At 65.6% G+C, this 23,634-nt stretch carries 22 protein-coding genes, 1 pseudogene and 1 riboswitch; of the genes and pseudogenes, 10 read left to right on the top strand and 13 right to left on the bottom strand.

Going from position 1 to position 23,634, the window contains the following annotated elements:
- Positions 1-84: 84 nt before the first annotated feature.
- The 3 genes from CTR53_RS19410 to groES form a co-directional block, all read right to left on the bottom strand.
- Positions 85-492, bottom strand: a complete 408-nt coding sequence (locus CTR53_RS19410) for a DUF2177 family protein (protein ID WP_290817458.1) — start codon at positions 490-492, stop codon at positions 85-87.
- Between the two features lie 267 nt (positions 493-759).
- A complete protein-coding gene (gene groL, locus CTR53_RS19405; protein WP_290817455.1) occupies positions 760-2,412 on the bottom strand; it encodes a chaperonin GroEL in 1,653 nt (550 codons plus the stop codon).
- Positions 2,413-2,454: 42 nt separating this feature from the next.
- Positions 2,455-2,766, bottom strand: a complete 312-nt coding sequence (groES, locus tag CTR53_RS19400; protein WP_290817452.1) for a co-chaperone GroES — start codon at positions 2,764-2,766, stop codon at positions 2,455-2,457.
- 247 nt (positions 2,767-3,013) lie between these two features.
- Here groES and CTR53_RS19395 point away from each other — a divergent pair, with 247 nt between their 5' ends.
- From CTR53_RS19395 to CTR53_RS19375, 5 genes are all read left to right on the top strand, one after another.
- Positions 3,014-3,403 (top strand): PaaI family thioesterase, encoded by a 390-nt coding sequence (locus CTR53_RS19395; protein ID WP_290817450.1) that lies wholly within the window; start codon positions 3,014-3,016, stop codon positions 3,401-3,403.
- A 67-nt stretch (positions 3,404-3,470) separates the two neighbouring features.
- Positions 3,471-5,366 carry a tetratricopeptide repeat protein gene (locus CTR53_RS19390; RefSeq protein WP_290817447.1) on the top strand — a complete coding sequence of 632 codons (1,896 nt, stop codon included), beginning with the start codon at positions 3,471-3,473 and terminating at the stop codon, positions 5,364-5,366.
- A complete protein-coding gene (locus CTR53_RS19385; protein WP_290817444.1) occupies positions 5,363-7,282 on the top strand; it encodes a tetratricopeptide repeat protein in 1,920 nt (639 codons plus the stop codon). Before CTR53_RS19390 ends, CTR53_RS19385 begins: the two co-directional genes overlap by 4 nt.
- Before the next feature lie 13 nt (positions 7,283-7,295).
- Positions 7,296-8,429, top strand: coding sequence for an alanine racemase (locus CTR53_RS19380; RefSeq protein WP_290817442.1), 1,134 nt, complete (start codon positions 7,296-7,298; stop codon positions 8,427-8,429).
- A gap of 86 nt (positions 8,430-8,515) precedes the next feature.
- Positions 8,516-10,321 (top strand): ATP-binding protein, encoded by a 1,806-nt coding sequence (locus CTR53_RS19375; RefSeq protein ID WP_290817439.1) that lies wholly within the window; start codon positions 8,516-8,518, stop codon positions 10,319-10,321.
- A 16-nt stretch (positions 10,322-10,337) separates the two neighbouring features.
- Here the strand turns inward: CTR53_RS19375 and CTR53_RS19370 are convergent, their stop codons facing one another.
- The 8 genes and pseudogenes from CTR53_RS19370 to rsmI all read right to left on the bottom strand — a co-directional run bounded on the left by CTR53_RS19370 (position 10,338) and on the right by rsmI (position 16,526).
- Positions 10,338-11,483 carry a DUF2336 domain-containing protein gene (locus tag CTR53_RS19370; RefSeq protein ID WP_290817435.1) on the bottom strand — a complete coding sequence of 382 codons (1,146 nt, stop codon included), beginning with the start codon at positions 11,481-11,483 and terminating at the stop codon, positions 10,338-10,340.
- A gap of 282 nt (positions 11,484-11,765) precedes the next feature.
- On the bottom strand, positions 11,766-11,963 hold the full coding sequence (locus CTR53_RS19365; protein ID WP_290817432.1) for a hypothetical protein: 198 nt from the start codon (positions 11,961-11,963) through the stop codon (positions 11,766-11,768).
- Between the two features lie 95 nt (positions 11,964-12,058).
- Positions 12,059-12,811 carry an FkbM family methyltransferase gene (locus tag CTR53_RS19360; protein ID WP_290817429.1) on the bottom strand — a complete coding sequence of 251 codons (753 nt, stop codon included), beginning with the start codon at positions 12,809-12,811 and terminating at the stop codon, positions 12,059-12,061.
- Between the two features lie 93 nt (positions 12,812-12,904).
- Positions 12,905-13,712, bottom strand: a pseudogene (locus tag CTR53_RS19355) (glutathione synthase).
- 99 nt (positions 13,713-13,811) lie between these two features.
- Complete coding sequence (locus tag CTR53_RS19350) at positions 13,812-14,642, bottom strand: SirB1 family protein (protein ID WP_290817426.1); 831 nt, start codon at positions 14,640-14,642, stop codon at positions 13,812-13,814.
- 22 nt (positions 14,643-14,664) lie between these two features.
- Positions 14,665-15,288, bottom strand: a complete 624-nt coding sequence (locus CTR53_RS19345) for a BON domain-containing protein (RefSeq protein WP_290817423.1) — start codon at positions 15,286-15,288, stop codon at positions 14,665-14,667.
- A 64-nt stretch (positions 15,289-15,352) separates the two neighbouring features.
- Positions 15,353-15,640, bottom strand: coding sequence for a YraN family protein (locus CTR53_RS19340; protein WP_290817649.1), 288 nt, complete (start codon positions 15,638-15,640; stop codon positions 15,353-15,355).
- A 52-nt stretch (positions 15,641-15,692) separates the two neighbouring features.
- A complete protein-coding gene (gene rsmI / locus CTR53_RS19335; RefSeq protein ID WP_290817420.1) occupies positions 15,693-16,526 on the bottom strand; it encodes a 16S rRNA (cytidine(1402)-2'-O)-methyltransferase in 834 nt (277 codons plus the stop codon).
- A gap of 151 nt (positions 16,527-16,677) precedes the next feature.
- On the opposite strand from rsmI, the gene CTR53_RS19330 reads away from it, so the two are divergent.
- From CTR53_RS19330 to CTR53_RS19320, 3 genes are all read left to right on the top strand, one after another.
- Positions 16,678-18,099, top strand: a complete 1,422-nt coding sequence (locus CTR53_RS19330) for a penicillin-binding protein activator (protein WP_290817418.1) — start codon at positions 16,678-16,680, stop codon at positions 18,097-18,099.
- Positions 18,100-18,238: 139 nt separating this feature from the next.
- The gene (locus CTR53_RS19325; RefSeq protein ID WP_290817415.1) at positions 18,239-18,763 is read left to right on the top strand and encodes a response regulator; all 525 of its coding nucleotides are present in this window, start codon (positions 18,239-18,241) and stop codon (positions 18,761-18,763) included.
- 23 nt (positions 18,764-18,786) lie between these two features.
- Positions 18,787-19,281: a hypothetical protein gene (locus tag CTR53_RS19320; RefSeq protein WP_290817412.1), complete on the top strand. Its 495-nt coding sequence runs from the start codon at positions 18,787-18,789 to the stop codon at positions 19,279-19,281.
- Between the two features lie 4 nt (positions 19,282-19,285).
- Here CTR53_RS19320 and CTR53_RS19315 read toward each other — a convergent pair whose 3' ends face one another.
- Together CTR53_RS19315 and CTR53_RS19310 are read right to left on the bottom strand one after the other, a co-directional pair.
- Complete coding sequence (locus CTR53_RS19315) at positions 19,286-20,041, bottom strand: sulfite exporter TauE/SafE family protein (protein WP_290817409.1); 756 nt, start codon at positions 20,039-20,041, stop codon at positions 19,286-19,288.
- Positions 20,034-20,636 (bottom strand): HupE/UreJ family protein, encoded by a 603-nt coding sequence (locus tag CTR53_RS19310; protein WP_290817405.1) that lies wholly within the window; start codon positions 20,634-20,636, stop codon positions 20,034-20,036. The genes CTR53_RS19315 and CTR53_RS19310 overlap by 8 nt, the downstream gene beginning before the upstream one ends.
- A gap of 100 nt (positions 20,637-20,736) precedes the next feature.
- Positions 20,737-20,983, top strand: a riboswitch (cobalamin riboswitch).
- A gap of 121 nt (positions 20,984-21,104) precedes the next feature.
- On the opposite strand from CTR53_RS19310, the gene cobW reads away from it, so the two are divergent.
- The gene (gene cobW / locus CTR53_RS19305) at positions 21,105-22,163 is read left to right on the top strand and encodes a cobalamin biosynthesis protein CobW (RefSeq protein ID WP_290817402.1); all 1,059 of its coding nucleotides are present in this window, start codon (positions 21,105-21,107) and stop codon (positions 22,161-22,163) included.
- A gap of 23 nt (positions 22,164-22,186) precedes the next feature.
- Positions 22,187-23,634 (top strand): cobaltochelatase subunit CobN (locus CTR53_RS19300; protein ID WP_290817398.1); only part of this gene is annotated, 1,448 nt, incomplete at its 3' end.

Below are 23,634 nucleotides of genomic sequence, written 5' to 3'. Positions count from 1 at the left end.
GGCGAACGGCGGCGCGGGGGAACCGAAAGTTTTTTGTCGATGTGCGGAATTAACGCCGGAATTTCACGTCAATCGAGCGGGGATTTAACCCCATTTCTGCCCGGCCCAGACGCCGATGCCGGTGGCGACAGCCGTCACAAACGCACCCCAGGCCATATCGACAATCGTGATGCTGAGCGGCCAGCCGCGCAGCGTCGCATGGTTGGTGAGGTCGTAGGCGCCATAGGCGACGAGGCCGAAGGCGGCGCCGTAAAGCGCGGCGGTCAGCGGCGATGCGCCACTGCCGAGCGCGGGGCGCAGCACGAAGAGTGCAAGGCCGAAACCATAGAGCAGGTAGAACAGGATGGCCGGCGGCCAGACCAGCTGTTCGTTCAGCAGCGCGCCGAGTTTCGGGCGATACAGCAGCTTCGTCACCGTGGAGAGCCAGAGGAAATCCAGCACAGCCATGCTGGCCAGCGCGGCGAGCGTTGCGGTGATGAGAGGTTTCGGCATGACGGGCGACTCCGTGTTGATTCACCGCATCATCTAGAGCGATTGCGCAAACGGAAAGGGTGAAGAAGGCCCTCACCCTCCCGGCCTGCGGCCGGGGCCCTCCCTCTCCCATGAAATGGGAGAGGCGCACGGGCTGCGAAAACTCCAGTGGAGCTTTCGCGGGCGCCCTGTGCGGGGTGAGGGTCTCTCTTCTCTTCACACACCAAACGAAAAAGGCCCGGTGTTTCCACCGGGCCTCTCTTACTCGTAGGGACTGGCTGGCTGGACTTAGAAGTCCATGCCGCCCATGCCGCCCATACCACCCATGCCGCCCGGGGCGCCGCCGCCGGCAGCCTTCGGCTCCGGCTTGTCGGCAACCATGGCCTCGGTGGTGATCAGCAGACCGGCAACCGAAGCCGCACCCTGCAGGGCGACGCGCACGACCTTGGTCGGGTCGATGACGCCGGCCTTGACCAGGTCGGTGTATTCTTCGGTCTGGGCGTTGAAGCCCCAGCTGGTGTCCTTCGACTCGAGCAGCTTGCCGGCAACCACGGCGCCATCGACGCCCGAGTTTTCAGCAATCTGGCGGACCGGAGCCTGCAGGGCGCGGCGGATGATTTCCACGCCGTGCTTCTGGTCGGCATTGTCGACCTTGACCTTGTCGATGGCGCGCACCGAATACAGCAGCGCAGTGCCGCCGCCCGGAACGATGCCTTCTTCCACCGCGGCGCGGGTCGCATGCAGCGCGTCATCGACGCGATCCTTGCGCTCCTTCACCTCGATCTCGCTGGCGCCACCGACCTTGATGACGGCCACGCCACCGGCCAGCTTGGCCAGACGCTCCTGCAGCTTCTCACGGTCGTAGTCCGAGGTGGTTTCCTCGATCTGCGCCTTGATCTGGGCCACACGCGCCTGGATGTCCTTGTTCTTGCCGGCGCCGGCAACGATCGTGGTGTTTTCCTTGTCGATCGTCACCTTCTTGGCGGTGCCGAGCATCTGCAGCGTCACCGACTCCAGCTTGATGCCGAGGTCTTCCGAGATCAGCTGACCGCCGGTCAGGATCGCGATGTCTTCCAGCATGGCCTTGCGGCGGTCGCCGAAGCCCGGCGCCTTGACGGCGGCAACCTTCAGACCGCCGCGCAGCTTGTTCACCACCAGAGTCGCCAGGGCTTCGCCCTCGACGTCTTCGGCGATGATCAGCAGCGGACGGCCGGTCTGCACGACGGCTTCCAGCACCGGCAGCATGGCCTGCAGACCCGACAGCTTCTTCTCATGGAGAAGAATGTACGGGTTCTCCATGTCGCAGAGCATCTTCTCGGCGTTGGTGATGAAATACGGCGACAGATAGCCGCGGTCGAACTGCATGCCCTCGACGATGTCGAGTTCGGTTTCGAGGCTCTTGGCCTCTTCCACCGTGATCACGCCTTCGTTGCCAACCTTGCCCATGGCCTTGGCGATCATCTCACCGATTTCGGTGTCGCCATTGGCCGAGATGGTGCCGACCTGGGCAATTTCCTTGGCGCCCGAGATCTTCTTCGAACGGCTCTTGAGGTCTTCGACGATCTTCTCGACGGCGAGGTCGATGCCGCGCTTCAGATCCATCGGGTTCATGCCGGCAGCAACGGCCTTGCCGCCTTCGCGCACGATGGCCTGGGCCAGCACGGTCGCGGTGGTGGTGCCGTCGCCGGCCTGGTCGTTCGCCTTCGAGGCCACTTCGCGCACCATCTGGGCGCCCATGTTCTCGAACTTGTCGCTCAGCTCGATTTCCTTCGCGACGGTCACGCCGTCCTTGGTGATGCGCGGCGCGCCGAAGGACTTGTCGAGCACGACGTTGCGGCCCTTCGGGCCCAGCGTCACCTTGACGGCATCGGCGAGGATGTCGACGCCACGCAGCATCTTGCCACGGGCTTCGGCGCCAAACTTGACGTCTTTAGCAGCCATTGCTGTATCTCCTTAAAAGATCTGTCTGATGAAAGGCGCTGATTACTTGGACTTCTTCGAAGGCGAGCCTTCGATGATGCCCATGATGTCCGACTCCTTCATGATCAGGAGTTCCTGGCCATCGAGCTTGACCTCGGTGCCCGACCACTTGCCGAACAGCACGCGGTCACCGGCCTTCACATCGAGCGGCTGAACCTTGCCGCTCTCATCGCGGGCACCGGCGCCAACGGCGACGATCTCGCCCTGCATCGGCTTTTCCTTGGCGCTGTCCGGGATGATGATGCCACCGGCCGAACGCTCTTCTTCTGCAACGCGCTTTACCACCACGCGGTCATGCAGCGGACGAAACTTCATGCGATCCTCCTAAGATCTCTTGTCGCATCGAGAAATTCTGAAAATCCAGGAAAATCAGCGATTTATCGCCAGAATCCCCAGATTGTTAGCACTCCCCCACGGAGAGCGCCAGACACTTAAGCAGCCTACCCCGTCCCGTCAAGGGAGGGCTGCCCGGATTCCGCCACATTTTTTCGCAGACCCGCCTCGCCGGCTGCTGGGAAATCCGGCTAAGCTGCTGCGCGATAAAGAAAATCCGGAGGATGCGATGCCCGAGATACCCAGCCTGCCGTTTGCCGAACTGATGGGGCTGAAGATCATCTCGGTCAGCCCTGACAAGGTGACCGCCGAACTGCCGGTGAAGGCCGACCTGTGCACGGTGCCGGCGATCCTGCATGGCGGCGCGGTGATGGCCTTTGCCGATACCCTGGGCGCCGTGGCCACCGTGGCCAATCTGGCACCGGGCTTCTCCACCACCACGATCGAGAGCAAGACCAATTTCTTCGCCGCCATTCCGGCGGGCGAGACTGCGCTGGCCGAGACCACGCCGCTGCATCGTGGCAAGACCACGATGGTGTGGCAGACCCGCATCACGCGCACCGACGGCAAGCTCGCCGCCATCGTGACGCAGACCCAGCTGGTGCTGGCGCCGCGCTGACCGGACCTGTGCCGACTGAGCCTGGGCTGATTCACTGTACCCGGCCGGTCTGCTATACCGTCGCGCCATGACCGGCAACCTGGAAGCAGCAAAGACCCTGTTCGTGCAGGCGGCACAACGCCTGCTGCAGGAGGATTTCAGCGGCGCGGAAACCCAGCTGCGCGCCGCGCTCGAACTGGTGCCCAGCCGACCGTCGATCCTGGGCAATCTGGCCGCCGCGCTGATCGGCCAGCAGAAATATGCCGAGGCGAAGGCTTTCGCCGAACAGGCCGTCGCTGGTGACGCACAAAATGCCGAGGCCTGGCTCAATCTGGGTCGCTGCCGCAGCCATGGCAAGGACACCGCCGGCGCGCTGGAGGCCTATCGCCGCGCGCTGGTGCTGAAACCGGATTACGCCGAGGCCTGGTGCAATGCCGGCAACGTGCATATGACGTTGCGCCAGTTCGATGAGGCGCTCGCCGCCTATGAGCGGGCGACGGCGCTGAAACCGGATTTTGCCGAGGCGCTCGGCAACCAGGCCATCCTGCTGAACCGGCTCAACCGTCAGGCCGAGGCGATTGCGAAAATCGAGCGCGCCATCGCGCTGAAAGCCGACCTGCCCTATGCACGCAGCATCCGTCTGCAGGCCAAGATGGCGGTCTGCGACTGGTCGAGTTTTGCCGAAGACAGCAACCTCATCGCGCGCGAAGTGGCTGAAGGGCGCCTGGCAGCGTTGCCCTTTGCCTTTATCTGCCAGCCTTCGACGCCGACGCTGCAACGGCGCTGCGCCGAGTTATACGTGGCGGAAACATATGCGGCGACACCGCCTGTCGACTTTGCCTTGCCTGCGCCCGACCGGCGCCGACTCCGCGTGGGTTACTTCTCGGCCGATTTCCATCGCCATGCCACCGCCTTCCTGATGGCTGGCCTGTTCGAGCAGCATGACCGCGGCCGCTTCGAGATTTTCGGCATCTCCTTCGGCAAACCGTACCAGGATGACATGCGCCAGCGCCTGGTCGCCGGCATGGAGCATTTCATCGACGCCTTCGGCAAAAGCGACGCCGAGATCATCGAACTGGCACGCGACCTGCAGCTGGATATCGCCATCGATCTGAAAGGCTACACGCTGAACGAACGTACCGGCATTTTCGCTGCCCGTGTCGCGCCGGTCCAGGTGAGCTATCTCGGCTATCCCGGCACGATGGGCGCCAGCTTCATCGACTATATCATTGCCGACGCCGTGGTGATTCCACCGGAGCATGATCGGCATTACACCGAAGCCGTGGTCCGCCTGCCGCACAGCTACCAGGTAACCGACAGCAGGCGCATCATTTCCGACCGCCGCCTTACCCGCGCCGACTGCGGCCTGCCCGGCGAAGGTTTCGTCTTCTGCTGCTTCAACAACAGCTACAAGATCACGCCGGACGTGTTCGACATCTGGATGCGGCTGTTGTTGAAGATATCCGGTAGCGTGCTATGGCTGCTCGATGCCAGCCAGGGCGTGGCCGACCGGCTGCGCACCGAAGCACAAAAACGCGGCGTGGCGCCGGAGCGGCTGATCTTCGCTCCGCGCATGGAGCAGGCCGAACATCTCGCCCGCCATCGCCTCGCCGACCTGTTCCTCGACACGCTCCACTACAATGCCCATACCACCGCAAGCGATGCACTCTGGGCCGGACTGCCGGTGCTGACCCGGCTCGGCGATGCCTTCACCGGTCGCGTCGCCGCCAGCCTGCTGCGCGCCGCCGGCCTGCCCGAACTGATCACCGAAACGACGGCAGACTACGAGGCGCTGGCGCTGGTGCTGGCCACCGATCCGGCGCAGTTGCATGCCTTCCGCCAGAGACTTGCAGCAACACGCGACACCTGTCCGCTGTTCGATACGCCGCGCTTCACCCGCAGCATCGAAGCCGCCTATGAAGCCATGCATTCGCGCCGGCTGCAGGGCCTGCCGGCGGCTGCCATCACGGTCGATCCGTCATGAGCAGCGGTCTGGAGGCGGCGAAGATTCTGTTCCTCGAAGCTGCGCAGCTGCTGCTGAAAGAGGATTATGCCGGGGCGGAAACCCGGCTGCGCGCGGCTCTCGAACTGGTGCCCGGCCGGCCCTCGATCCTGGGCAATCTGGCCGCCGCGCTGATCGGCCAGCAGAAATATGCCGAGGCCAAAATCCTTGCCGCACAGGCGGTGGCCAGCGACGCGCAGAATGCCGAGGCCTGGCTCAATCTCGGGCGCTGCCGCGAATACGAGAAAGACCTCGCCGCTGCGCTGGACGCGTATCAGCAGGCGCTGGCGATCAAACCTGGTTATGCCGAGGCCTGGTGCAATTGCGGCAACGTGCATAAGGCAAGGCTCGAATTCGACAAGGCGCGCGCGGCCTATGACAGAGCCATCGCGCTGCAGCCCGAGATGGCCGAAGCGCTGGGCAACCAGGCCATGCTGTATCTGCGGCTCGACCGGCCGGCCGACGCCGTGCCGCTGATCAATCGCGCCATCGCCGCGAAACCCGCCCTGCCCTATGGCTACAGCATCCGCATGCATGCCAAGGCGGCACTCTGCGACTGGTCGAGCTATGCCGAGGATAGCGCGGCCCTGCGAAATACCGTGGCGGCCGGGCACGACGGCGTGCTGCCGTTCACGTTCATCGCACTGCCGTCAGATGCCGCTCTGCAGAAGCAATGCGCCAGCGCCTATGCTGCGAACAAATATCCTTCCGCCGGCGAGCCGCCGAAACCGGCCGGGCTGCGCCCGGCACACAGGCTGCGGATCGGCTATTTCTCAGCTGACATGCAGGAACACGCCGTCGGCTATCTGGTCGCCGGCCTGTTCGAGCAGCATGATCGCAGCGGTTTCGAGATCCACTGCTTTTCCTTCGGACCGCCCGGCACTGATGCGATGCGACAGCGGCTGCGCGCCGGTGTCGACCATTTCCACGACGTGCATGACCGCTCGGATGCCGGAATCTGCGATCTCGCACGTCGCCTGCAGATCGACATCGCCATCGATCTGACCGGTTACACCCGCAACGAACGCACCGGAATCTTTGCCCGCCATGTTGCGCCGGTGCAGGTCAACTGGCTCGGCTTTCCAGGCACGATGGGCGCACCGTATATCGACTATGTCATCGCCGATCCGGTGATCATTCCGCCGGAACATGTCCCGCACTACAGCGAGAGCGTCGTTCATCTGCCGCAGACTTATCAGTCGACTGACAACCGGCGTGAAATTTCGGCGCGTCCGTTCAGCCGCGCCGACTGCAACCTGCCGGAGACCGGCTTCGTCTTCTGCTGCTTCAACAACAACTACAAGATCACACCGGATATTTTCGATATCTGGATGCGGCTGCTGCTTGCCGTGCCGGGCAGTGTGCTATGGCTGCTGGAAACTGGCGATGGCGTGGCCGGCCGGCTCCGGACGGAAGCACAGACGCGTGGCGTTGCGCCGGAACGGCTGGTCTTCGCCCATCGCCTGCCCTCCCCCGAACATCTCGCCCGCCATCGTCTGGCCGACCTGTTCCTCGACACCTTCCACTACAATGCCCATACCACGGCGAGCGACGCGCTCTGGGTTGGCCTGCCGGTGCTGACCCGGCTCGGCAACACCTTTGCCAGCCGTGTCGCCGCCAGCCTGCTGCGGGCTGCCAACCTGCCTGAACTGATCACCGAAACGACGGAAGACTACGAAGCACTGGCGCTCACACTGGCGTGCGATCCGGATCGACTGCAGTCGATCCGGCAGAAACTGGCGGCGCAGCGCGACACCTGCGCATTATTCGACACGCCGCGCTTCACCCGCGCCATCGAGGCGGCCTATCATGCGATGTGGGACCGCCACAGGCAGGGCCTGCCGCCGACGCATATCGCCATCGACGACGCCCGCCTGCGCAATATTGCTTTGAGTTGAGGGGAGTAGCATCATGACCACGCTTGCCGATCTGCCCACACCTGTACTGATCCTCGACCGCGGCCGGCTGCAGGCCAACATCGCCCGCATGCAGGCGCGGGCGAAAAAACTCGGCGTCAGCCTGCGTCCGCATCTGAAGACGGCGAAGTCCGCGAAAGTGGCGGAACTCGCCGTCGGCAAGGACGGCCCGATCACGGTCTCCACACTGGCCGAAGCCGAATACTTCGCCAAAGCCGGTTTCCGCGACATCCTCTATGCCGTGCCGATGGCGCCGCAAAAGCTCGATCAGGTGGCCAAGCTGATCAAAAGCGGCGTCGATCTCAAGATCATCACCGACCATCCGGCGGTGGCGCAGGCCGCCGCCGCAGCCGGGCAACGGCTCGGCGTCACGTTCCACGTCATGATCAAGATCGATTGCGGGCTGGGCCGCGCCGGCCTTGCGCCTGACTCCGAGCTGCTGCTGCCACTGGGCAAAGCCCTCTCCCAGCCCGGTGTCGAACTCACCGGCGTGCTGACCCATGCCGGCCATTCCTACGGTGCGAAAGACGCCGCCGGGATCGAACGCGTTGCCGAGGAAGAGCGCGCAGCCGTCGTGCAGGCTGCCGAGCGCCTGCGCGCGGCCGGCTTTGCCTGTCCCATCGTGTCGGTCGGCTCGACGCCGACGGCGCTGTTTGCCAAAAACCTGACCGGCGTGACCGAGATGCGGCCGGGCAATTTCGTCTTCTTCGACCTGTTCCAGGCCGGGCTGGGCACCTGCGCGATGGAAGATATCGCCGTTTCGGTGCTGGCCACCGTGGTCTCGCACCATCCGGGCCGCAACCATGTGCTGATCGATGCCGGCGGCCTGGCGCTGTCGAAAGACACCGGTGCCAACAAGAATGTACCGGGCACCGGCTATGGACGGGTCTGCCGGCCCGATGGCGCCCTGCCGCTGGACGGCATGAACATCCATGACGTGCATCAGGAACATGGCCTGCTCGGCGGGCCGGATGTGCCGCCGGTGGATTTCACCGCCCACCCGCCGGGCAGCCGCCTGCGCGTCCTGCCCAACCACTCCTGCATGACCGGTGCGATGTATGATCGCTATTATGTGGTCGACGGTGGCACCGAGATCGTTGCCGAATGGGATCGCGTCAATGGTTGGTGACCACATCCTGGTGATTGGGGGCCGGTAACCATCACGGGCAGTTGCGGCGCCGGTGCATTTCCGCTTGAGTGAAGCGGGGAAGCAAAATGTCAGACGCCAGCGAGACCTCGCCCAGGGAAACACAACCTCGGCCGACCGAACCGGCAGCACCGCCCGGGACCATACCCGGCGCCGCGCGACGCAATCCCACGCTTGCCAGCCTCCGCCAGGTGGTGCCGATCAATGCCGGCGTCACCATCGTCAACGTCACTGCTGTTGCAGTGCTGCTGATCGGACAGATTCCGCTCAACTGGCTCTTGAGCTGGTGGCTGCTGCATGCCGCCGGCCTGCTCTACATGCTGTATCGCTGGGTGACCTATACCCGCCGCACCGACCGCGACGAAACGCGCTCGGCCCGTATGCGCACCTTCGATGTCTGGGGCGCGGCTTTCTCCGGCATTGCCTGGGGCGCGGCGGCTTTGTTCCTGCCGCAGCTGGATGAATCGCATCGCCTGCTGGTGATCATGGTGGCCGCCGGCATGCTGGCCGGCTCGGCCGCCACGCTGGCGGTGGTGCCCAGGGCGGCGATGACCTTCATGCTGCTGATCGCCGTACCCTTCATTTCCTTCTTCCTGTGGCAGGGCGGCACCATCGGCATGGCGATGGCGGTGGTCTCGGCGCTCTATACCGTGGCGATGCTCCTGACCAACCGCATCGTCAACGGCGTGATCCGCCGCAACCGCCGCCTGCATGAGGAGAATGTCGCGCTCTATGCCCGCATCCGCGCCGCGCAGGGCGAATTGCTCGACATCGCCGAAAGCACCGAAGCCTTTGCCTTCCTCGATGCCGAGAATCGCCTGCTGCTGTGGAACCGCCGGCTGCCGGCCCTGCTGGGCCTGGACGAGAATATGTTCGCGCGCGGCACGGCGCTGCCGGCGCTGCTGCGGCGCGCCGGCCTGCCCGACAGCCTGCTGATGGGTGAACTGTCGGGCGAGTCGCCGAAGCGTGCGCTGCAGCTGCCGAATGGCCACTGGCTGCAGATCGGCCGCCGCAGCACGCCGCAGGGCGACCGCGCACTGATCGTGATCGACGTGACCGAACAGCAGGAAGCCAGCGCCAAGCTGCAGAGCCAGAATGCACGGCTGGAGGAGCTGTTCCGCGAAGTGAGCCAGGCGCGCGATGCCGCCCTGCGCGCCAGCCAGGCCAAATCGATCTTCCTGGCCAATATGAGCCACGAACTGCGTACGCCACTGAATGCCATCATCGGCTTTTCCGATATCGTGCAGCAGAAGATGTTCGGTCCCGACTGGGCGAAATACGACGAATACCTGCACGACATCAACGGCAGTGCACGCCACCTGCTGTCGGTGATCGACGACATCCTCGACCTCGCCCGTATCGAGGCCAACCAGATCCAGCTGCATGAGCAGCCGGTGATGCTGGACGAGGAACTGCCGATCTGTGCGCGCCTCGCCGCCTCGCATTACGGCCGCACGGTGGAGGCGGTGAACGTCACCCTGCCCGTCGATCTGCCGCCGCTGCATGCCGATGCGCGGCTGGTGCGGCAGATCCTGCTGAACCTGATCGGCAATGCGCTGAAATTCTCGCCCACCGGTATTCCGGTCGAGGCCGAAGCCCTGCTGGATGCCGCCAGCAACGAGATCCTGCTGAAGGTGACGGATCGCGGCATCGGCATCGCGCCGGAAGACCAGACCCGCATCTTCGATGCCTTTGAGCAGGCCGACAGTCAGCTCAGCCGCAAATACGGCGGCGTCGGTTTAGGGCTGTCGCTGGTGCGGGCCTTCGTACGCGCCCATCAGGGCAGCATCGCCATCGACAGCGCGCCCGGTCGCGGCACTCTGATCACGGTGTCCTTCCCGGCCTCGCGTACCGGCATCCACCACGCACACTGAATTTTCTGGCTGATAACTAGGCAGCGAGACGTTGCGCGACCTGGGCGCGGCTGCGGCGGCGCGCCAGCCACTGCTGCTCATGGCGGTCCCACAGGATGGCGTAATCGGCCAGCATCATACCGATCACCATCTCGACGAATTCGGCGCGTTCGGCGGCACCGCGCACGAAATCGAAGCCGCGCGCCAGATCGATCACCGCTTCGGTCATCTTGAAATATTCCGAGGGCAGGCGGCAGCGCTGGTAGATCGCCTGCAGCCCGCGCTTGCCCGGATCGTGGATCAGCAGCCGCACATTGCTAAGCGGCACATTGGCGATCTGGGCGACCGCCTGTTCAAAGAAGGCGAGATCGCCGCCGCCAAGGGCGCGCAGCAACAGCGTACTGGTGAGCTGGCCGCGCTTCAGCAGATCGGCGACCAGATCGGCCAGCGCCGGCGGTTCGGCGCCGTCGCCCAGCAGGCCGAGCAGGCTGCGCTCGCGCAGCTGCATCATGGTGTCGGTGGCCATGGCCGGCGGAATCTGGTAGCGGCTGACCAGCGCGTCGCGCAGCGTGTCCGAAACCTGCGCGATCAGCCGGGCGGCGAATTTCGGCGGCAGCTGCGGATGGCGCGCCAGCGCATCGCCCAGCGCGCGGCTGTCAGGGAAGCGTTCCAACGCGCGTTCCATCATCGCGCTGCCGACTTCGGCGCCGCGGTTGTTCATCAGCACCGCGACGGCAGGTTCGGCGCCATGGGTGACCAGGGCGGCGGCTAGCGGCGCGGAAACCTTGCCGCGGCCGGCAATGGCGCTTTGATGCAGCGGCGACACCGCCTGCACCAGTTCGATCAGGTCGGCCTCGGAAAACACCGGCGAGAATTGCAGCAGCGGGGTGGCCACGTCGGCCACATCGCGCGCCAGCTTCATCGCCACGCTGCGCGGCAGCTGCGGCGAGTCGCGCAGCTGTTCGGCCAGCGTCTGGCGCACCAGGATTTCCGCATCGCGGGCCAGGGCGGCGATGATCGCCTGGGCCAGTTCGCGTTCGGTGGCGCTTAAGGCGGTGCCACCCTGGTTTTCATGGGCAAAGGCGCGGGCGACTTTCGCGGCCGTGTCAGCCCGTGCCGCTGGGGAAGGGTCCGCCAGCAGCCGCTGCACATCCTGAATACCGAGAAACGCCCCCTGAGACACTAACTCTGCAGCCCCCGCCCATAACGTCGTTCGTTGGTGCCGGTGTTTATTGGGCGCGGACAATAGGCAAAGGATGCCGGATTGTCACGGCGAAATATCCTGATCAATCCTTGCGGCTGCCATGCATGAAATTGCAGGCGGAAAAATCTGCGGATCGCCTGTTTCCGCAGTCCATCGACTCACGTCGCGCTGCAGAGTCAGGCGGTCCAGACAGGTTCAATCATATGCGTGCAAACGGCATTACACGTATTGGGATATGCAACCTGCCGTGCAGGTAGCGGCTCAGCAGGTGGTATAGCCCGGCGGGCAGGTTTTAACCGTGCTGCCCGGCGGCACAACAACGGCCTGGCCCGGTGCCACGGTGGCGCGCTGTGGCGGCGGATCGACGATCACGGTCTGCGGCGGCGGCGGGCTCGGGCTGCAGGCAACGATCGTCAGCGGTGCCGTCAGGGCGACGGCGGCAATCAAGAATTTGCGCATGGCGTGTCCTCCTTCGCTTTCGCAAAGGACAACACCCTGCGGCGCAGCCGGGTTCTGTGACCGTGGTGGGGCCGGGTCGTGGTCAGGCCGGGAGATCAGGCCGGCAGGAAGATGAAGTTGAAGACATAACCAGCCCCGCGCTGGCGATGCATCAGTTCGGGGTCGAAATCCTCCAGCAGGCGCAGGCTCTGGCGCGCACGGTCGAAGAACATGGCGCGATAGCCGAACTGCAGCACCTTGGCGAGCGACAGTTCGATCGGGGTCTGCGTATGCACTTCCTCCATCTCGATCAGCAGCACGGGCCGATCGCGCGCCAGCAACTGGCCGGCGCCGGCCAGCACCTCCAGCTCGCCGCCCTCGACATCGATCTTGATGAAGCCGATGTCGGTCAGACCGAGATCGTCCAGCCGCGCCATCTGCACCGGCACGACCGTATGGTCACCGCGCACCTTGATGCGGCTGAGCGAGCCGCCCTGGTTGGAATGGCTGCCGTGACGGTCGCGCGGGATGAGGAATTCGGCCGGGCCGTTGCGATCGGCCAGCGCCTGCGCCGACACGCTGACATTGTCGCCGGCAGTCTGGCGCAGCACCGCCAGCATCTTCGGATTGGGTTCAAAGGCATAAACATGCTGGGCCAGGCCGGCCAGCACATGCGTGAAGGTGCCCTTGTTGGCACCGGCATCGATGGCATTGCGCCGCCGGTCGACCAGCATCTCCAGCAGGCGCAGTTCAGGCTCGCCCGACCAGCGCTCCCTCATCACCTTGTAGCGAATATATAACCCGGACGGAATCAGCGCGTGTTTGACACGCTCCTCAAACGTCCAGAGCTGCTGCTCCAGACCCGACATCCCCACCTGCCCCCATTCCCCGGGGACAGACTAGGACGGCGCGCGGCCGGACGACAGATAAATAAACAGCCGTCTACGGAGGTTGGCGCAGGGCTACGCCATCGAGCGGCGGCTGAGCGCGTCCTCGATGGCATCCCAGATTTCGGCTTCCAGCTTCACGCCATCGAAGCGGTTGATCTGCTGGATGCCGGTGGGCGACGTGACATTGATCTCGGTGAGATAGTCGCCGATCACGTCGATGCCGACAAAGATCAGCCCCTCGCGCTTCAGATGCGGACCGATGGCGTCGCAGATCTCGAGTTCGCGCTTGGTCAGGCCGATCTTTTCCGGCCGGCCGCCGACATGCATGTTGGAACGCGCCTCGCCCCTGGCCGGCACGCGATTGACCGCACCGGCCGGGCGGCCGTCGATCAGGATGATGCGCTTGTCGCCGGCGCGCACCTCGGGNNCGGAAGGCCTTGATGGTTTCCATGTCCGACGAGATCAGCGTCGGCGGCATCACGCCGTCGAAATGCGTCACATACAGCTTTTCCGGCGCGTTGCGCACCGCGACCGGATTGTTCACCACCAGCGTCTTTGGGTGGATATGCTGCAGGATATGCGTCGCCGTGATGTAGGACATGTCGAACGGCGGATCCTGCCGCATCAGCACCACGTCCATTTCGGCCAGGTCGACCAGTTCGGTTTCGCCCAGCGTGTAGTAATCGTCGCGGTCGGCGCGCAGCTTCATGGCGCGGCCGCGCGCCAGCACCTTGCCATCGCGGAAGCTGAGATCCCTGGCGAGATAGTGGAACAGCACATAGCCGCGGCGCTCGGCCTCCAGCCCCAGCACGAAGGTGCTGTCGCCATCGAAATCGATGCTTTCGATGGGGTCCATCTGGATCGCCACCTTGAGGGCCATGGCACTGTCCTTTTTCTGAAAGCAGGCGTCCCGAACGGGGGAAGCCGGGCCTTTTTTATGAATACGGGCGGCTCCATTTAGGGAGGCCCGCGGCAAGGTCTAGTTCAGCTGGCGCCGAATGTGCCGCAGGAAGACCTCGGCCTCAAGGCTTGCCGCCTCGTCGCCGGCCAGCATCAGGAAACGTTCGGTGGCGGCGATCGACTGGCGGATGCGGCCCAGTTCGCCCTCCACAACGCCCAGTTCGCGCCAGGCGGGGGCGAAAGCCGGCGCCACCAGCAGCATGCGGTGCAGGATTTCCGCCGTGCGTTCCTTGTCGCCGCTGCGCCAGGCGCGCGCCTTGATATTGTTCTGCAGGCGCAGCAGCACTTCGCGCCCGGTCATCGGCCGCACATGCTCGGGCTGCAACTCGCCGGCTTCGGCACCGCTGATGCGGCGCAGCAGATCGTTCATGTCGGGCGGCGCGGCGATGCGCCCCTGATGAAACGGATCGAGGATCAGCGCGCCATCCTCGCCCTGCACCCGGATCAGGAAATGGCCGGGGAAGTCGATGCCGCAGACCGGCCAGAGCTGGGCGCGGGCGGCATAGATGTAGAGCACGCCGAGCGCGACAGGCAGCCCCATGCGGCGGTCGATGACGCGCACCAGATCGGCATTCTGCGGATCGTCATAGGTTTCGCTGTCGCCGCGATAGCCGAATTCCGCACTGAGTACGGCGGCTAGCGCCATGGCGCGCGGCGCCACTTCGGTGCCGGCATCGATACGGCTGAGCGCAGCGGCCAGATCGGCGAGATGACGGCGATAGGGTGTGAGATCGAGACCGGGCCTGTCGAGCGCGGCGAACAGCAGTGCGGCCTCGGCGATGTCGAAACCGTCGTCGGGCGCGGCGCCGAGAGCCTTCAGGGCCGTTTCGATCGCTGCGCTGTCCGTCATGCCCGCTGACTCATTTTTTGGCCTAGACCGGACGACGGCGCGGGTCGGTCTTCAGCCAGACATGGCTGATCACCTTGCGTACGCCTTTGATGGTGCGGGCATGATCAGTGACCTTGACGATTTCCGCGTCGGTCTGCGCCAGGCCGAGCAGATAGACCGTGCCGTTCACCGCCTCGATGGAATAGTTGATGTCGACGATTTCCTTGTCGGTCGCCATCTTGGTGCGCAGCTGCGTGGTGATCCAGCTGTCAGACGCCGTGGCGCCGACGCCACCCTCGTTGGTGACCTGCACTTCGTTGATCACTTCCTGGATGCGGTCGCTCGCCGCCCAGGCCAGACGCGTGGCTTCGTCCTTGGAATATTCGGTGCCGACCGCGCCGGTCAGCATCACGCGGCCCTCAATTACAGTGACCGAGAGCTTGCGCCAGACATACTGATTCTCTTTCAGGTATTTGTCGTTGATGGCGAGCTGGATGCCCTTGTCGTTGGCGGCATTCTTGATGCCGCGTTCCTCGGCGGCGGCCACGCCGGTGGCCGCGCCGGCACCCACGGCCACGCCGACACACCCCTGCAGCGCCGGCAGCGCCAGCAGCAGCAGGGCCAGGGGGGCAAAACGCAGGCTACGGGAAAGAGGGAATTGCAACACGGAAGACTCCTCAGATAGTGGCCGTCTCGACTCGGTAACAGTTTCCGGCGACAGGCAGGCCCGCTCAGACCCGCCAGGCGTCGCGGATATGCCGCGGCCAGCGGCCCGGCGCCAGCAGCATGGCATCAAATCGTAGCGAAAGTGTTTCCGCCCTGGCCTGCTGGCCAAGAAATACCGCGGCTGCCTGGGCAATGCGACGGCGCTGTGCGAATTGCACCGCCTCGGCCGCCTGGGCCAGGCCGTCGCGCCATTTCACCTCGACCGCGACAATCAGCCGGCCGCGCCGGGCCAGGATGTCGATCTCGCCCAGCGGATGCCGCCAGTTGCGGGCCAGAATGCGGAAGCCCTGCAGCCGCAGCCACTAGACCGCGCGGGTCTCGCCGGTCCGTCCCCTGACATGCCGCTCAGCCGTTGCCATCTTTCAGTTCCAGGGCCGTCCTTAATTCCAAGGCGCGCGCATAGACCGTCTTGCGGCTTAAGCTCAGCAGCACCGCTACCTCGTCGACCGCCTGGCGCAGCGGCAGCCGCGCCATCGCCTCGGTCAGCGCACCCTCCAGGTCGTCGGCGCTGGCAGGCGCCTGCTCCGCCGGCGGCGCAATCGCCAGCGTGACTTCACCTTTCGGCGCACCGGCTTCGGCATAATGGGCGGCGAGGTCTGCCAGCGACCCGCGCCGCACCTCTTCGAATTTCTTGGTCAGCTCGCGCGCCACGGCGGCTTCGCGCGGGCCGAGCACGGCAGCCATGTCGGCGAGACTGTCGGCCAGCCGCTGCGGGCTTTCCAGCAGTACCAGCGTGGCCTGCACGGCATTCAGTTCGGCCAGCCACTTGCGCCGCGCCGCCTGTTTGGGCGGCGGAAAACCTGCATACAGGAAACGGTCGGTCGGCAGGCCCGACAGGCTCAGGCCCGCCAGCACGGCCGAGGCTCCGGGCAGGGCGGTGACGGCCACGCCCTCCTCGATGCAGGCGCGCACCAGCTTGTAGCCCGGATCGTTCACCAGCGGCGTGCCGGCATCCGACACCAGGGCGATGACGGCGCCGGCTTTCAGCTTTTCGATCAGCTGGGGTCGCACTTTCGCCGCATTATGTTCATGGTATGGGAAAAGCGGGGTGTCGATGCCGTAGCGTTTCAGCAGCGGTCCGGTGACGCGGCTGTCCTCGCAGGCCACCAGATCGGCATGGCTCAGCAGCGCCAGCGCCCGCAAGGTGATATCGGCGGCGTTGCCGATGGGGGTGGCCACCAGATATAAGCCCGGGGTGAATTGTGCCGTATCGACCCCGAAACTGGAGCCCTCGAGTTTCGATTGGGGGGACGGCGGCTGGATTGGATGTGTCATGGGCGTCGGACTGAGCTGCGTCACGCATTGTAGAGGCCGGGTTTCCGCCCAGTCTATGCCCCAGGGATTCCTGAGCGTCATATCCCGGCTTCTGCCCGTCCTGCTGGTGCTGCTGCTAGCCGCCTGCCAGAGCGGGACCCAGGCCCAGGGCGGCCTGCCCGGCCTGCTCGACCGCGTGGTGCCCGGCACCGGCGCGCCGCAGCGCGTCGCCCCTTCGGCGGGCACGCCGGCGAATTCGCAGGTCAATCTTCCGCCCGCCATGCAGCAGGCGCTGCAACAGCAGCTGCCCCAGCCGGCCTCGCCCTCGCTGGCGATCGAGACGCAGCCGCTGCCGGCCGCACCGACACTGCTGCCGCCGGGCAGTCCCGATGCAATCCGCGTCGGCTTCCTCGCCCCGCTGTCGGGGCCCAATGCGGGACTTGGCCGCGCGCTGTTCGATGCCGCGCAGCTGGCGCTGTTCGACCTGGCCGACAATCGCCTCGTGCTGCTGCCGCGCGACACCGAGGGCAATCCGGAAAAAGCCTCCGAAGCCGCGCGCCGCGTGATCGCGGAAGGCGCGCAGATCATCATCGGGCCGCTGTTTGCCAACGAAGCCTCGGCCGTCGGCCTGATCGCGCGCGAACGCAATATCAAGGTGCTGAGCTTCTCGACCGACCGCAGCGTGGCGGGCGGCGGCGTCTACCTGCTCGGCTTCACGCCGGACCAGCAGGTCGAGCGCGTGATCTCCTATGCGCGCACCCGCGGCCTGACGCGGTTTGCCGCGCTGGCACCGGATTCGCCCTATGGCAATGCGGTGGTGCAGGCGGCCACCACGGCGGTGCAGGCCGCCGGCGGCCAGATGCTGCGGCAGGACCGCTATCCGGTCGACAGCGGCGATCTGACGCCCGGCGTGCGCCGCTTCGCCGCGGCGTTGCGCAGCCTGCCGCCGCGCGGTCCGGAAGAACCGCCGGTCGATGGCGTGGATCCGAACATTGCCCGCCCGGTCGATGCCGTGCTGCTGCCTGAGGGCGGCGCCCGTCTGCGTGCGCTGGCGCCGCTGCTGCCCTTCTTCGATATCGACCCGCGCGCGGTGCGCTTCCTCGGCACCGGCCTGTGGGACGACCCTTCCCTGAGCACCGAACCGGCCCTGGTCGGTGGCTGGTATGCCGGCCCGACGCCGGACGGTTTCGCCGAATTCGCCCGCCGTTTCGAGCAGGGCTTCGGCCGCCGGCCGCCGCGGCTGGCCAGCCTGGCTTATGACGCCACCGCGCTGGTCGGCATTCTGGCGCGCCGCCCAGGTGAGTCTCCTGGCATCGCCGCGCCCTTCGACGAGGCCGGCCTGACCAACCCGGACGGGTTTGCCGGTTATGACGGGATTTTCCGCTTCCAGACCAATGGTTTGGTCCAGCGCGGCCTGGCCGTGCTGGAAATCCAGCGCCGCGGCGGCGGCCGGGTGATCGATCCCGCGCCGGCCAGCTTCCAGGTTCCGGCGAACTGAGCCGGGGCACCCGACCGCCCGAGCAGCGTTAATCCCGGCAGAATCAGATCAAATCTCACCCTTTAGGGCAGATTACCGAGAAGTTATTNNCCTCTTCTAGTACAGTTTATGTCCTAGTCCCGTACGCGGGAGGACCAAGGTGAGCGCAGACATGGCCGATCACGAGCGTATCGATTTCTCCAAAATCAGCTTCCTGGTTGTCGAACCCAATCGCCTGATGGGTCAGATGGTGCGCGATGTGCTGCAGATGCTGGATGCGCAATATATCGACCGCGCCCGCGATTTCGAGACCGCGGTGAATGTGCTGCGCATGGGCCGCACCGACATGATGATCACCGAATGGGCGCTGAACCAGGAAAAGCTTGGCCGCGACGGCATGGACATCGTGCACTGGGTGCGCAATGACGGCGGTTCGCCCAACCGCATGATGCCGATCGTGATGATGACGGCCAATTCCGAAGAGGAATACGTCTGCCGCGCGCGCGACTGCGGCGTCTCGGAATTCGTCGCCAAGCCCTATACGGTCAACGGCTTTTACACCCGCCTCGCCTCGGCGATTGCCCGGCCGCGCCAGTTCGTGCGCATCGGCGAATATTTCGGCCCGGACCGCCGCCGCCGCAAGGTGGACTATGCCGGTCCCGAACGCCGGGTTGAGGCTGTCTGACGACAGTGGTTTAATCGTCCGGGATGAGCAAGAAGCCTGTTTTCATGCCGCCGTCGCAGGAATTGCGACGCAAGGCCGTCAATTTCAAGAAGGGCTTCAAGCTCAAGCTGGAGCCCGAGGAAATCAGGAAGCTGGAAGCGGTGGTCGAGAAGGCCACCGACCAGTTCACCGTCGAGGTCGCCGAGAAGCTGCGCGGGCTGCGCGTGGCGCTGAACGATGTGGCAAACAGCCAGATCGGCGCCGATCAGGCGATGCAGGCGATCCGCTCCCTCTCGCTCGAGATCAAGGGCATGGGCGGCATGTTCAAATATCCGCTGCTGACCGCCTTTGCCAAATCGCTGAACGATTTCACCAAGGATATGGGCGTGCCTACGCCGATCCAGCTCGACATCATCGCGGCGCAGATCGACGCGCTTTATGTCGTGATGGGCAACCGCATCCAGGGCAGTGGCAGCAAGATCGAAATGCAGCTGCTCGGCGCGCTGGAAGAAGCCGCGCGCAAATACAGGCACCACTGATTTCTTACAGCAGCCTCCACAACGGCAGGCCCGACAGGGCGGCAAAGGCGCAGAGCGCCAGTGCCGCGCGACGGAACTGCTGCTCGCTGGAGCGCGCGAACAGGCGGCTGCCCAGATTGAGCGGCAGCAGATAGGCCGGGATCAGCGGCAGCGACATCAGCAGGCTTTGTTGCGTGAACAGACCGCTCCACCAGTAGGCCACACCCGTTGCAGTGGCAGTGAAGCCGAAGAACACGATCAGGTTGGCGCGCACGGTGGCGGCATTGCCCTGCCCGCCGAGCCAGAGCAGCACCACCGGCGGACCCGGCAGGGCCGCCGCGCCGCCGCTCAGACCCGCCAGCATACCGGTGCCCAGCGTGGCCGGCAGGCCGAGCCGCGCGGCATAGCGCCAGCCCAGCGCCATCAGGCCGACCGCCAGCAGGATCACGCTGCAGATCACCCAGCGCATCAGATCCGCATCGGCCACCACCAGCAGCGCCACACCGAAGGGCACGGCGATCACCGCCGCGATGCCCAGCGGCAGGACTTCGCGCCAGACGCAGCGGCGCACCGCATCGGGCAGCATGGCCAGGGCAGCGATGTCATCGGCGATGAACAGCAGGATGGCGGCGAGCTTCGGCTCGTAGACCAGGCTGGCGATCGGCATGAACACCATCGCGCCGCCGAAACCGGAAAAGCCGCGCACCAGGCCGGCCAGCGCGGCTGCGCCGGCCACCGCCCAGTAACGCGGGTCGTTCAGAAAGACAAAGGCGTCAGCCAACCAGGATCACGACCCCGGCCACGGCGACGGCGGCACCGGCAGCGCGCGTCAGCACCGGCACCGTGAGCTGCTGCGCCAGACGCGCGCCGACCAGGCCGAAACCATGCAGCAGCGCGGTGGCCAGCAGCATGCCGGCGGCATAGGCGGTGGCAACGCCCACACCCATTTCCGTCCCATGCGCGTGACCGTGGAACAGCGCGAACAGCGCCGTCACCGCCATCGCGGCAGTCAGCGGCGGGCGCACGGCGAAAGCAACGGCGAGGCCAAGGAGCAGCACCGACAGTGCAATGCCGGCTTCGACGCCGGGCAGCGAAATGCCATTCAGTGCCAGCAGGAAGCCGGCGCCCATCGGCAGCACGAAGGCCGCCGGCAGCAGCCAGAGCGATGCGCGGTTTTCGCTGCGCGCCGCAAACTGCACGGCCCACAGACCGACCGCCAGCATGGCGAGCAGATGGTCGAAACCGCTGAAGGGATGCGCGAAGCCAGTGGCGAAACCGCCGGCATCATGGCCGGGATGGGCCGAAGCCGGAAGAGCAAGGCTTGCCAGAAGGATGGCCGGCAGAACTGTCCGACCGAGCTTGGAGTTGAAGGACATGGCAACCTCTTTGAAACGCGCGCAGAAAATGCGCTGCATGCGGACCCACCCGCTCCCTTTGTGCCCAAGGCCGACCGGTTTGACAAGACCGGGAGCGCGGCTTACCGTCCGCCGCGATGGTTCGCCGCCACGTCATGCCTTTGATGTGGCAGCGATGAAAAGGGAACGCGGTGCCGGTTTCTGCTGCACAAAGAGGGCGCAGAAACCGCAAGCCGCGGCAGCCCCCGCTACGGTAGGCGGCGAGCGGCGTGCAACAGGCCACTGGCAGGATGTGAAATCCGCCGGGAAGGCGCACGACCTGCTATGACCCGCAAGCCCGGAGACCTGCCATCACCCTTGGTCGAACGGATGTGCCGGACGGGGTGTGTCGGCGCCCGGCCTGTGTCATTCTCGCCCACCCCCAGAAGGGGCTGCGGCGCGACCGGCGGGGCCTTCCGTGTCGGCGTCATGCAACAGGACGCTTGAAGAATGCAAAACACGGCTGCCACCAAAATCCCTGCTGCCAAGATTCCCGCCACTGTCGTCACCGGTTTTCTCGGCGCCGGCAAGACCACGTTGATCCGCCACCTGATCACCCATGCCAATGGCCGGCGCATCGCACTGATCGTCAATGAATTCGGCGAAGTGGGCATCGACGGCGACCTGCTGAAAAGCTGCGGCGCGCCCGACTGCATGGAAGACGACATCGTCGAACTGGCCAATGGCTGCCTGTGCTGCACGGTGGCCGACGATTTCCTGCCGACGCTGCAGAAGCTGCTCGACCGGCCGGAACCGCCGACGCATATCGTGATCGAAACCTCGGGTCTTGCGCTGCCCAAGCCGCTCGTGCAGGCCTTCGCCTGGCCCGGCATCAGGAACCGTACCACCGTGGACGGCGTGGTCACCGTGGTGGATGCCGCCGCCGTGGCCGAAGGCCGCTTTGCCGATGACGAAGAGGCGCTGGCGGCGCAGCGCGCGGCCGACCCCAACCTGGATCACGACAATCCACTGGAAGAACTGTTCGAGGACCAGCTCGGCTGCGCCGACCTCGTGCTGCTGAACAAGACCGATCTGCTGGACGAGGGCGCGCTGGACAATGTGCGCGCCGAGATCGCCACGCATCTGCGTCAGGGCGTGAAGACCCTGCCGATCAGCCGTGGCGAAGTGGCGGCCGATATCCTGCTGGGGCTGCAGGCGGCTGCAGAGGATGATATCGCCGCACGCAAGTCGCATCACGACAATGAGGACGACCACGACCACGAGGATTTCTTCAGCTTCTCGGTGACGCTGCCCGAACAGGCTTCGCCCGAGGCGTTGCTCGACAGCCTGCTGCCGGTGATCGCCGAGCATGACATCCTGCGCGTGAAGGGTTTTGTCGCCGTCGCCAACAAGACGATGCGCCTGGTGCTGCAGGGTGTCGGCACGCGGCTGTCGCAGTATTACGACCGCGACTGGCAGGGCGGTGAACACCGCGCCACCCGGCTGGTGGTGATCGGCAAGGCCGGGCTGGACGAGGCGGCGATCCGCGCTGCCCTCGCCGCCGTCTAAGGCCCTGTAAAGGTCGCGCCGCCGTGCATCTGCTTAATGCCATACCCGGCGGCGCGGCGACCAGCGATGGCGCCGTTGATCTGGGGCAGACACCCGGCGACATCGTCATCCTCTCGGCGGCCGATACCGAACTGGCAGCGCTGAGCAGCGCGCTCTCGTCGCTGCCGGACGACTTCCCGCGCCTGCGGCTCGCCAACCTGCTGCAGCTCGGCCACCCCTACGCGGTCGATCTTTACGTTGAGAGCGTGATCCAGCATGCCCGGCTGGTGATCGTGCGCCTGCTCGGCGGCCAGAGCTACTGGGCCTATGGCGTCGAGCGGCTGAGCGATCTGTGCCGCGCGCGCGGCATCCTGCTCGCCTTCCTGCCGGGCGACCGCCAGCCCGATCCGGGGCTGGACGGATTCTCCACCGTCGACGACGAAGCCCGCGCGATGCTGTTCGAGTATTTCCGCGAAGGCGGCATCGAGAATCTGCAGAACTGCCTGCGCCGCGCCGCCGCGATGATCGGCCGCGCGGAAGATCCGCCGCCGGCGCGACCGCTGCCGGCCGCCGGCATCTACTGGCCGGGTCTGCACGATCCAGATCTCGACAGCCTGCGCCCGGAATGGAATGCGCTGCATCACGGCGCGCGCGCCGGACCGCGCCCCGTGGCCGCTATCGTGTTCTACCGCGCGCTGATGCAGGCCGGCGATCTGGCCGCTGTCGATGCGCTGGTGCAGGCGCTGTCGGCCGAGGGCCTCAATCCGCTGCCGATCTATGTGACCAGTCTGAAGGACCGGCTGTCGGCCGATATCGTCGGCACGCTGCTGGACCACGCCCTACCCGACGTGATCCTGAATGCGACCAGCTTCGCGCTCGGCACGCCGACCGGCGGCGACAGCAGCATCGATGATCCCCTTGGGCAATGCGATTGTCCTGTCCTGCAGGTCGTGTTCGCCACGCAGCCGCGCGACGACTGGGCGAATGGTACGCGCGGCCTCAATCCGCGCGACCTCGCGATTGCCGTCGCACTGCCGGAAATCGACGGCCGCATCATGACCCGCGCCGTCGCCTTCAAGGCCGAAGCGCAGTTCGATACCCGCACCGAATGCAGCATCGTGCGGCTGCAGCCCGATCATGGCCGCTGCAGCTATGTGGCGAAATTTGCCTGCGCCTGGTCGCGGCTCGGCCGCCTGTCGCCGGCCGAACGCAAGATCGCCGTGGTGATGGCGAATTACCCGAACCGCGACGGTCGCATCGGCAATGGCGTCGGCCTCGATACACCACAGAGCGTGGTCGAGATCCTGCGCGCCATGAAAGACGCCGGCTACGAACTGAACGCGCTGCCGGTCAGCGGCAACCGCCTGATCGAGGCGCTGATCGAAGGCGTCACCAACGACTTCGCCTCTTCGGCCGGCCGGCGCGTGCGCGTGGTCTATCCGCTGGCGCTGTATCGCCGCTTCTTCGAGACCCTGCCGGCGGCGATTCGCGA

The organism is Ferrovibrio sp. (assembly GCF_002796975.1).
Classification (GTDB): Bacteria; Pseudomonadota; Alphaproteobacteria; order Ferrovibrionales; family Ferrovibrionaceae; genus Ferrovibrio.
Note: the sequence above shows the minus strand (reverse complement) of the source record. Positions and strands in the feature narration are given on the sequence as shown.